The organism is Aminobacter sp. P4_H6_2, from assembly GCF_056400805.1.
This window is the reverse complement of sequence record NZ_JBFUKO010000174.1, coordinates 1-9,108: the sequence shown is the minus strand read 5'-3', so window position 1 is coordinate 9,108 and position 9,108 is coordinate 1. Positions and strand designations below refer to the sequence as shown.

Here is a 9,108-nt window from a genome sequence, read left to right as displayed (position 1 = left end):
GCATGGGATGGTGGCGAGATCGCGATTGGCCTCTTCCTCATCTTTCTGGTCGGCCGAACGCATCGGGCGCGGGCCGTGTTCAGCAATGACGAACGCGCTCGTCCCGGCCTGCTGATTTCGCTCTTTGCGGCGCTTGTCGGCGTCATCGTCGGCGGGGCGGTGGGCGCGGGTGTCGGGCTTGCGGCCGGCAGCGGCATTTCCGAGGCGACCGACATGAGCTGCTTTGAAGGCGCCTGCGGCTACTTCGTGGTGCTGGTCGGCCTTGCCGGCATGCTGGTCGGGGCGATCGGCGGCGGCATCTTCGCTGTCTGGCGCGTAAATCGCCGCAAGCCGAAGCCTGCAGTTTGAGCCATTTGCCTGTCAATTCGGCGTGTCCATGATTGCGCTGGCACGCCACCCATCCTATTTCTCGCTTTGAAACCGATATCCAGGACCGCTGATGATCCGCTTCGTGTTCCGTCTCGCCGCTGCGATCGCACTTTCGGTGGCCGTCATCATGGCGGTGCTCGATGCCACGCGCACTGTCGCGGTGTCGCGTCTGGTGATGACACCGCTCGACACCAGCTGGTCGACGGCCTCGCCGACTACGCTTGCCGCAACCGAGACATTTGTCAGCGACAAAGCGAGCCCAGCACTTTGGGACAGTGTCATCATGCCGGTGCTCAATTTGCCGGGCTTTGCGATCTTCGCGGCCCTTGCTTTTCTGCTTTACGCCATAGGCCACAGGCGGCGTCCGGGCCGCTTCACTGCCGAAGTGTGAGCGCCAGCGTCGACGCTGCGGCACGATACAGATTCGGTGAAACAAAAAAGGGAGCATGCGAGATGTTTTTCCTGAGCGACATGCTGAACAAAAAGCTCAAGATGCCAGCCCCCAGCGAAGCGCTGCCCGGCCGTGAGCGGCCGATCCCGACCGCTTCGAAACATTACGTGTCGAAGCGCCCGCTCAAGGGGCCGTACCCTGAAGGGTTCGAGACGGCGATGTTCGGCCTCGGCTGCTTCTGGGGTGCCGAGCGGCTGTTCTGGCAGACGCCGGGCGTATGGGTCACGGCTGTCGGCTATGCCGGCGGCCTCACGCCCAACCCGACTTACCAGGAGACCTGCACAGGGCTGACCGGCCATGCCGAGGTGGTGTTGGTGGTGTTCGACCCGAAAGAGGTTTCGTATGCCCAATTGCTGAAGATCTTTTGGGAGGCGCATGATCCGACGCAAGGCATGCGCCAGGGCAACGACGTCGGCACAACCTATCGTTCGGCGATCTACACGTTCTCGCAAGACCAGCAGGCGGAGGCGGTCGCCTCGCGCGATGCCTATCAGGCGGCCCTCAAGGGTGCCGGCCGCGAAAGGATCACCACCGAGATCGAACCAGCGCCCGAGTTCTATTTCGCCGAAGAAGACCACCAGCAATATCTGGCCAAGAATCCCTATGGCTATTGTGGCCTCAAGGGCACTGGCGTTGCTTGCGCAATCCCCCAGCAGGCCACCGTTTAGGCATTCGTTTCACGATCCATTTGCAACGCCTGTGCATTTTTCCAAAAGGTCAAGATTCCGCGTGAATTTTGTCTTGGACCGTGCAAGATATGCCGATGCGCGGGGGGAATTTAGACTCTGCCATGTGCTGTGCGCGAGCCCGAGGAACGGCTTGCGCGGCAATCGCAAGAAAAGACAACCGACAGGGTGTGGATCACATGAAACGTATCGTTCTCGGCCTTCTGGCGGCCACCGCCATGTGCCTTCCGGCGCTTGCAGCTGACGTTCAGCCAGCGCTGCTCTACGATCTCGGTGGCAAGTTCGACAAGTCGTTCAACGAAGCGTCCTTCAACGGCGCCGAGAAGTTCAAGGCGGAGACCGGCATTCCTTATGTCGAGTTCGAAGTCTCCAACGCCTCGCAGCGCGATCAGGCGCTGCGCCGCTTCGCCGAGGATGGCCGCAACCCGATCGTCATGGCCGGCTTCGCCTGGTCCGAAGCACTCGACAAGGTCGCGGTCGACTATCCGGACCTCAAGTTCGCCATCATCGACATGGTCGTCGAAAAGCCCAATGTGAAGTCGATCGTGTTCAAGGAACATGAGGGCTCCTACCTTGTCGGCGTCATGGCCGCTCTCGCTTCCAAGTCCAAGAAGGTCGGCTTTGTCGGCGGCATGGACGTTCCGCTGATCCGCAAGTTCGGCTGCGGTTATGTCGGCGGTGCCAAGGCAGCCGGTGCGACCGAAGTCATCCAGAACATGACCGGCGACACCCCTGCCGCCTGGAACGACCCGACCAAGGGCGGCGAAATCACCAAGACCCAGATCTCGCAGGGCGCGGACGTCATCTACGCCGCGGCCGGCGGCACCGGTGTCGGCGTGCTCCAGGCTGCCGCCGATGGCGGCAAGCTCGGCATCGGCGTTGATTCCAACCAGAACGGCCTGCAGCCGGGCAAGGTGCTGACCTCGATGCTCAAGCGCGTCGATGTCGCCGTCTACAACGCCTTCATGGATGCCAAGAACGACAAGTTCGAAGGCGGCATCAACAATCTCGGCCTCAAGGAAGGTGGCGTCGACTACGCCATGGACGACAACAATAAGGCGCTCGTCACCGACGAGATGAAGGCTGCCGTCGAAAAGGCCAAGGCCGACATCATCGCCGGTACCGTCCAGGTGCACGACTACACCTCGGACGACAAGTGCCCCTATTGATCGGTTAGTCCGATCGAAATCCACGCCGCCGGGCATCGTCCGGCGGCGTGATCATTGTGGCCCTGTCTTTGGGACGGCAGTCGATGTTCACCGTGACCGGAATTGGCGGCTTCTTCTTTCGCGCCAAGGACCCCCAAGCGCTCGCTGCCTGGTACGAAAAGCACCTCGGCATCTCGGACATTGCGCGTGAGGTCTGGAAACAACAGGCGGGGCCGACGATCCTCGCGCCCTTCAGCCAGGACACCGAGTACTTCGGCCGCCCGGAGCAGCAATGGTTGATCAATCTGCGTGTCGATGACCTCGACGCTGCGATGTCGGACCTGAGGGCAGCCGGAATCGCGGTGGAGACGCGAGCGGAATGGGACTCGGAGGTCGGCCGGTTTTGTCGGATCCACGATCCCGAGGGCAATCCGATCGAACTGTGGCAGCCATCCGACGCGGCCGGTCCGGCTTGAACCTTGGCAGCGAAAGCTGGATTCACCAGTGGGGCGGCTTGGTCACCGGGGTGTCGGGCGCCGACTGCTCTTCGAGCGCGAGAAACCGCTCGGCAAGCGCGTCGAGCTTCTTTTGCATGCGGTCGATCACCTTCCACTGTTCGGCGATCTGGCCGGAAAGCTCCTCGATCGTATGCTCCTGTTCGGCGGCGCGGATTTCGAGCGTCGTCAGCCGGTCCTGGGGGGTTGTCATGGGCGATCCTCTTCGGTCCGGACTTTCGGGGCGTTTCGCGGGCGTATCCGCCAATTGTCGGGGGCCGTTGGCCGAGCCGATTGGCAGGGCAGTATGGGCGTGCTAGCTCTTTCGGCAAGCCATAACAAGAACATAAGAAACCTGAGGTGAACGGTCGCATGGCGGAAATGGCTATCGAACTGATCGGCATCAACAAGAGCTTTGGTGCGGTCCGCGCCAACCGCGACATCGCGCTCGAAATCCCGCGCGGCACGATCCACGGCATCATCGGCGAAAACGGCGCAGGCAAGTCGACGCTGATGTCGATCCTCTACGGCTTCTACCAGGCCGACAGCGGCGAAATCCGGGTCAACGGCAAGCCGACCGCAATCAAGACGCCGAACGATGCCATCGCCGCCGGCATCGGCATGGTCCATCAGCACTTCATGCTGGTCGAGAATTTCTCGGTTCTGGAAAACATTATCCTCGGTGCCGAGGGCGAGGCCCTGCTCAAGAAATCGATCGCCAAGGCGCGTTCGGAGCTTCGTCGCCTGGAGCAGGAATACGGTCTCGAGGTCGATCCCGATGCGCTCATCGAAGAGCTGCCTGTCGGCCTGCAGCAGCGCGTCGAAATCCTCAAGGCGCTTTATCGCGGCGCCGAGATCCTGATCCTTGACGAGCCGACCGGCGTGCTGACGCCGGCCGAGGCTGATCACTTGTTCCGCATCCTCAAGCAGCTCAAGGACCAGGGCAAGACGGTGGTGCTGATCACCCACAAGCTGCGCGAGATCATGGCGATCACCGACAATGTTTCGGTCATGCGCCAGGGCACGATGGTCGCGACGCGCAAGACCAGCGAGACAACTGTCGAGGAACTGGCCGAGCTGATGGTCGGCCGCCGCGTGCTGTTGCGCGTCGAAAAGGGCGAGGCAAATCCCGGCGACGTCAAGCTGATGGTCAAGAACTTGACGGTCAAGGATTCGCGCGGCGTCACCATGGTCGACAACGTGTCGCTCGACGTGCGCGCCGGCGAGATCGTCGGCATCGCCGGTGTCGCCGGCAATGGCCAGTCCGAACTGATGGAAGCCGTCTCCGGCATCCGCAAGGCGGTCTCCGGTACGGTCATGCTCGACGGCAAGCCGATCGACCTGACCGGCCAGGCCGACCCCGGCGAACTGCGCGACCGTGGCCTCGCTCACGTGCCCGAGGATCGGCATCACGTCGGTCTGGTCCTCTCCTTTGACGAAAGCGAGAACTCGATCCTCGGCTATCACGACAAGCCGCAATATCTGAAAGGCCCGTTCCTCAATCTCGACGCGATCCAGAAGGACGCGCAGCAAAAGATCGAGAAATACGATATCCGCCCGGCCAATCCCCGGCTCAAGACGGCCAATTTTTCCGGCGGCAACCAGCAGAAGATTGTGCTCGCCCGCGAAATCGAGCAGGACCCCGGCGTGCTGATCGTCGGCCAGCCGACCCGCGGCGTCGACGTCGGCGCCATCGAATTCATCCACAAGCGCCTGATCGCCATGCGCGACCAGGGCAAGGCCGTGCTCTTGATCTCGGTCGAGCTCGACGAGATCCGCTCGCTGTCCGACCGCATCCTGGTGATGTTCGCCGGCCGCATCGTCGGCGAGCGCGGGCCAGAAACCAGCGAAGGCGAGCTTGGTCTGCTGATGGCCGGCGTCGAGCACAAGGAAGCCGCCGAATGAGTGTGCCCTACGCAAAACTGCCGGCCTGGGCCGACTACGGGCTCATTCCCCTCATCAACCTGCTGGTCGCCTTTGCGGTGGCGGGCCTCGTCGTGCTGCTCGTCGGCGAAAACCCGCTGCGCGCCGCCGTCATCCTCGTCGAGGGCGCTTTCGGCAGCGGGCAGGGCATCGCCTACACGCTGTACTACGCCACCAACTTCATCTTCACCGGCCTTGCCGTGGCTGTCGCCTTCCATTGCGGCCTGTTCAACATTGGCGGCGAGGGTCAGGCCTACATCGCCGGCCTTGGCATCGCCATCGTCGCCTTGTCTTTCGACAGCACACTGCCCTGGTGGCTGGTGTTTCCGCTGGCGATCGTGGCCTCGGCGCTGTTTGGCGGCCTGTGGGCGCTGATCCCGGCCTATCTCCAGGCCAAGCGCGGCTCGCATATCGTCATCACCACCATCATGTTCAACTTCATCGCTGCCAGCGTGATGGTCTACATGCTGGTCAACGTGCTGAAGCCGCTGGGCTCGATGGCACCGCAGACGCGCCAGTTCCTCGAAGGGGGCCAATTGCCCAAGCTCGGCTGGCTTTTGGCCGAATTCGGCCTCAAGGTCAGGCCATCGGCGCCGCTCAACATCTCGTTCCTGCTCGCCCTGGTAATGGCCTTCCTTGTCTGGGTGCTGATCTGGCGCACCAAGCTCGGCTACGAGATTCGCACCTATGGCTTCAGCTCAAAGGCCGCGCGTTACGCTGGCATCTCGGAAACGCGCATCATCATCGTCACCATGGTCATCTCAGGCGCGCTCGCCGGCATGATGGCGCTCAACCCGATCATGGGCGACCAGCACAACGTGCCGCTGGATTTCGTCTCCGGCGCCGGTTTCGTCGGCATCGCTGTAGCTCTGATGGGCCGTTCGCATCCGGCCGGCATCGTGCCGGCGGCGATCCTGTTTGGCATGCTCTATCAGGGTGGCGCTGAACTCGCCTTCGAGATGCCCAACATCTCCCGCGACATGATCGTCATCATCCAAGGCCTGGTCATCCTGTTCGCCGGTGCGCTGGAGAACATGTTCCGCCCGACCATCCAGGGCATTTTCGCGAGCTTCAGTCCGCGATCGGTCGGAATTTCGGCGACCAAAGGGGAGCGTGCCTGAAATGGAATTCGTTGACGCGCTCATCAACATCCTGAATTCGACCATCCGCGTTTCGGTGCCGCTGCTGCTCGCTTGCCTCGCCGGCCTCTATTCCGAACGCGCCGGCGTCTTTGACATCGGGCTTGAAGGCAAGATGCTGGCCGGCGCCTTTGCCGGGGCTGCTGCGGCTGCGGTCTTTGCTTCGGCGTGGATCGGCCTGCTCGTTGCGGTTCTTGTATCGATCGGCATGGCGCTGGTTCACGGCTTTGCCTCGATCACCCACCGCGGCAACCAGATCGTCTCGGGCGTGGCGATCAACTTCATCGCCGCCGGCTCGACCATCATCCTTGGCCAGGCCTGGTTCCAGCAGGGCGGACGCACGCCGTCGCTGCCACCGGAGGCTCGCTTCGGCGCCATCAATCTGCCCGGCGCCGATGCGTTGCGCGATGTGCCTGTCATCGGCCAGCTCTATTCCGGCCTGCTGTCGGGCCATTCGCTGTTGACCTATGTCGCCTTCCTCGCCGTGCCCTTCACCTGGTGGGTGCTGTTTCGCACGCGCTTTGGCCTGCGCCTGCGCGCCGTCGGCGAAAACCCGGCAGCTGTCGATACCGCCGGCATCTCGGTCGCCTGGCTGCGCTATCGCGCCGTCATCTGCACCGGTATCCTGACCGGCCTTGCCGGTTCCTACATGGCGCTCGCCCAGAATGCCGGCTTCGTCAAGGACATGACCGCCGGGCGTGGCTACATCGCGCTGGCCGCACTGATCTTCGCCAAGTGGAAGCCGGTGCCGGCAATGTTTGCCTGCCTTTTGTTCGGCTTCCTCGACGCGCTGTCGATCCGCCTGCAGGGCACGCCGCTGCCGCTCATCGGCAAGGTGCCGGTGCAGCTGATGCAGGCATTGCCCTACATCCTCACCGTCATCCTGCTCGCCGGCTTCATCGGCAAGGCCATTCCGCCGCGTGCCGGTGGCGTGCCTTATGTGAAGGAGCGCTGATTTTGTCACACGACCTATTCCTTGCCGCCCGCACCGCCATGGCCAAGGCCTACGCGCCCTATTCGAAATTTCCKGTCGGCGCGGCGCTGCGCACCGAAGACGGCCGGGTCTTTGCCGGCGCCAATATCGAGGTCGCGTCTTATCCGGAAGGCTGGTGTGCCGAGACCACGGCACTCGGGCACTACATCATGGCTGGCGGTGGCAAGATCACTGAAATTGCCGTGGTCGCCGAACGCATGGCCCGCATCACGCCCTGTGGCGGCTGCCGCCAGCGTCTCGCCGAGTTCGCCAACGCAGACACCAAGCTCTATCTCTGCGACGACGCGGGTATCGTTGAAACGGTGACCATGGGCCAGATGCTGCCTTATGGCTTTGAAGGCGAGATGCTCAAATGAAGGAAGCCGTTGACCGCCTCGTCGAGCAGCTTGACGGGCTCACACCCGCCACCGCCATGGTGCTGGGCTCCGGTCTCGGCGGCCTCGTCGACGAAGTCGAAGACGCCATTCGCATTCCTTATGCCGCCTTGCCCGGTTTCCCCAGAAGCGGTGTCACCGGCCATGCCGGCGAGCTTGTGGCCGGCATCTTCGGTGGCCAGCCGGTGATCATGATGGCCGGCCGCGCCCACTACTACGAGCAGGGCGATGCGTCGGCCATGCGCCCCGCACTCGAGACGCTGGCCGGTATCGGAGTCACTCAACTGGTGCTGACCAATGCCGCCGGCTCCGTCGATCCCGAGATGTTGCCCGGCTCGGTCATGCTGATCGAGGACCACATCAATTTCTCCGGGACCAATCCCCTGTTCGGCGAGCCGACCGACCGCCGTTTCGTCGGCCTGACCGAGGCTTATGACGCCCGACTGCGCAAATCGTTCGAGGCGGCGGCAGCCGCCGCCGGCATCGAGTTGCACAAGGGCGTCTACATGTGGTTCTCGGGCCCTTCCTTCGAGACCCCGGCCGAGATCCGCATGGCGCGCATGTTCGGTGCCAATGCGGTTGGCATGTCGACGGTGCCCGAAGCGATCATCGCGCGGTTTCTCGGCCTCAAGGTGCTCGCCTGCTCGGTCATCACCAACCTTGCCGCCGGCATGACGGGAGCTGAGCTTTCGCACCGCGAGACCAAAGACATGGCGCCCATCGGCGGCGGACGCCTGGCCACGGTGCTGCGCAAGATGTTCGAGAAGGGCATGCATGATGAGTGAGGCAAAGGCGGGACATAGGGCGAGCGCCCTCTAGATGCTCCCCCAGGAAATCATCCGCCGCAAGCGCGACGGCAAGCCGCTCGGCTCCGAGGAAATCGCCGCTTTCGTCAAGGGCATCACCAAGGGCACGGTTTCCGAAGGCCAGATCGCTGCCTTCGGCATGGCGATCTTCTTCAACGGCATGAAGCGCAACGAAGCAGTGGCACTGACCCTTGCCATGCGCGATTCAGGCGACGTGCTCGACTGGTCGGATCTGCCTGGGCCGGTTACCGACAAACATTCCACCGGTGGCGTCGGCGATAACGTCTCGTTGATGCTTGCACCCATCGTTGCCGCTTGCGGCGCCTACGTGCCGATGATTTCAGGGCGCGGCCTTGGCCACACTGGCGGTACGCTCGACAAGATGGATTCGATCCCGGGTTATGCCAGCCAGCCCGATCTTGCGCTGTTCAGGCGCACCGTGCGCGAGACGGGCTGCGCCATCATCGGCCAGACCGCCGACCTGGCACCCGCCGATAAACGTTTCTATGGTGTCCGCGACGTCACCGCGACCGTCGAGTCCGTGCCGCTGATCACCGCCTCCATCCTGTCCAAGAAGCTCGCCGCCGGGCTCCAGTCACTGGTGCTCGATGTCAAGATCGGCAACGGCGCCTTCATGGAAAGCGCGCGCGACGCTTCGGCCCTCGCCACCAGCCTGGTCGAGGTCGCCAATGGTGCTGGTCTCAAGACCACCGCCCTCATCACA

Annotated in this window: 11 protein-coding genes and 1 pseudogene; 11 read left to right on the top strand and 1 reads right to left on the bottom strand. The window is 63.0% G+C overall.

Going from position 1 to position 9,108, the window contains the following annotated elements:
- The 5 genes and pseudogenes from AC1DUU_RS14480 to AC1DUU_RS14460 form a co-directional block, all read left to right on the top strand.
- Positions 1-348 (top strand): annotated as a pseudogene (locus tag AC1DUU_RS14480) (hypothetical protein); the annotation flags it as partial.
- Between the two features lie 91 nt (positions 349-439).
- Positions 440-760 (top strand): hypothetical protein, encoded by a 321-nt coding sequence (locus AC1DUU_RS14475; protein ID WP_476784105.1) that lies wholly within the window; start codon positions 440-442, stop codon positions 758-760.
- 62 nt (positions 761-822) lie between these two features.
- On the top strand, positions 823-1,488 hold the full coding sequence (gene msrA, locus AC1DUU_RS14470) for a peptide-methionine (S)-S-oxide reductase MsrA (protein ID WP_476784104.1): 666 nt from the start codon (positions 823-825) through the stop codon (positions 1,486-1,488).
- 197 nt (positions 1,489-1,685) lie between these two features.
- Positions 1,686-2,675: a BMP family lipoprotein gene (locus AC1DUU_RS14465; RefSeq protein ID WP_476784103.1), complete on the top strand. Its 990-nt coding sequence runs from the start codon at positions 1,686-1,688 to the stop codon at positions 2,673-2,675.
- A gap of 83 nt (positions 2,676-2,758) precedes the next feature.
- Positions 2,759-3,130 (top strand): VOC family protein, encoded by a 372-nt coding sequence (locus AC1DUU_RS14460; protein ID WP_476784102.1) that lies wholly within the window; start codon positions 2,759-2,761, stop codon positions 3,128-3,130.
- Between the two features lie 22 nt (positions 3,131-3,152).
- On the opposite strand, the gene AC1DUU_RS14455 is transcribed toward AC1DUU_RS14460, so the two are convergent.
- On the bottom strand, positions 3,153-3,362 hold the full coding sequence (locus AC1DUU_RS14455; RefSeq protein ID WP_476784101.1) for a SlyX family protein: 210 nt from the start codon (positions 3,360-3,362) through the stop codon (positions 3,153-3,155).
- A 158-nt stretch (positions 3,363-3,520) separates the two neighbouring features.
- Here AC1DUU_RS14455 and AC1DUU_RS14450 point away from each other — a divergent pair, with 158 nt between their 5' ends.
- From AC1DUU_RS14450 to AC1DUU_RS14425, 6 genes are all read left to right on the top strand, one after another.
- The gene (locus AC1DUU_RS14450) at positions 3,521-5,053 is read left to right on the top strand and encodes an ABC transporter ATP-binding protein (protein ID WP_476784100.1); all 1,533 of its coding nucleotides are present in this window, start codon (positions 3,521-3,523) and stop codon (positions 5,051-5,053) included.
- Positions 5,050-6,192 carry an ABC transporter permease gene (locus AC1DUU_RS14445; RefSeq protein WP_476784099.1) on the top strand — a complete coding sequence of 381 codons (1,143 nt, stop codon included), beginning with the start codon at positions 5,050-5,052 and terminating at the stop codon, positions 6,190-6,192. Before AC1DUU_RS14450 ends, AC1DUU_RS14445 begins: the two co-directional genes overlap by 4 nt.
- A 1-nt stretch (position 6,193) precedes the next feature.
- Positions 6,194-7,165 carry an ABC transporter permease gene (locus AC1DUU_RS14440; RefSeq protein ID WP_476784098.1) on the top strand — a complete coding sequence of 324 codons (972 nt, stop codon included), beginning with the start codon at positions 6,194-6,196 and terminating at the stop codon, positions 7,163-7,165.
- 2 nt (positions 7,166-7,167) lie between these two features.
- Positions 7,168-7,560 (top strand): cytidine deaminase, encoded by a 393-nt coding sequence (cdd, locus tag AC1DUU_RS14435; protein WP_476784097.1) that lies wholly within the window; start codon positions 7,168-7,170, stop codon positions 7,558-7,560.
- Positions 7,557-8,363 (top strand): purine-nucleoside phosphorylase, encoded by an 807-nt coding sequence (locus AC1DUU_RS14430; RefSeq protein ID WP_476784096.1) that lies wholly within the window; start codon positions 7,557-7,559, stop codon positions 8,361-8,363. Before cdd ends, AC1DUU_RS14430 begins: the two co-directional genes overlap by 4 nt.
- 34 nt (positions 8,364-8,397) lie before the next feature.
- Positions 8,398-9,108 (top strand): thymidine phosphorylase (locus AC1DUU_RS14425; RefSeq protein ID WP_476784095.1); only part of this gene is annotated, 711 nt, incomplete at its 3' end.

Coding starts and splice junctions, on each gene's coding strand:
- AC1DUU_RS14465 (WP_476784103.1), top strand. CDS start 1,686: ATGAAACGTATCGTTCTCGGCCTTCTGGCGGCCACCGCCATGTGCCTT.
- AC1DUU_RS14455 (WP_476784101.1), bottom strand. CDS start 3,362: ATGACAACCCCCCAGGACCGGCTGACGACGCTCGAAATCCGCGCCGCC.
- AC1DUU_RS14445 (WP_476784099.1), top strand. CDS start 5,050: ATGAGTGTGCCCTACGCAAAACTGCCGGCCTGGGCCGACTACGGGCTC.
- AC1DUU_RS14475 (WP_476784105.1), top strand. CDS start 440: ATGATCCGCTTCGTGTTCCGTCTCGCCGCTGCGATCGCACTTTCGGTG.
- msrA (WP_476784104.1), top strand. CDS start 823: ATGTTTTTCCTGAGCGACATGCTGAACAAAAAGCTCAAGATGCCAGCC.
- AC1DUU_RS14460 (WP_476784102.1), top strand. CDS start 2,759: ATGTTCACCGTGACCGGAATTGGCGGCTTCTTCTTTCGCGCCAAGGAC.
- AC1DUU_RS14440 (WP_476784098.1), top strand. CDS start 6,194: ATGGAATTCGTTGACGCGCTCATCAACATCCTGAATTCGACCATCCGC.
- AC1DUU_RS14430 (WP_476784096.1), top strand. CDS start 7,557: ATGAAGGAAGCCGTTGACCGCCTCGTCGAGCAGCTTGACGGGCTCACA.
- AC1DUU_RS14450 (WP_476784100.1), top strand. CDS start 3,521: ATGGCGGAAATGGCTATCGAACTGATCGGCATCAACAAGAGCTTTGGT.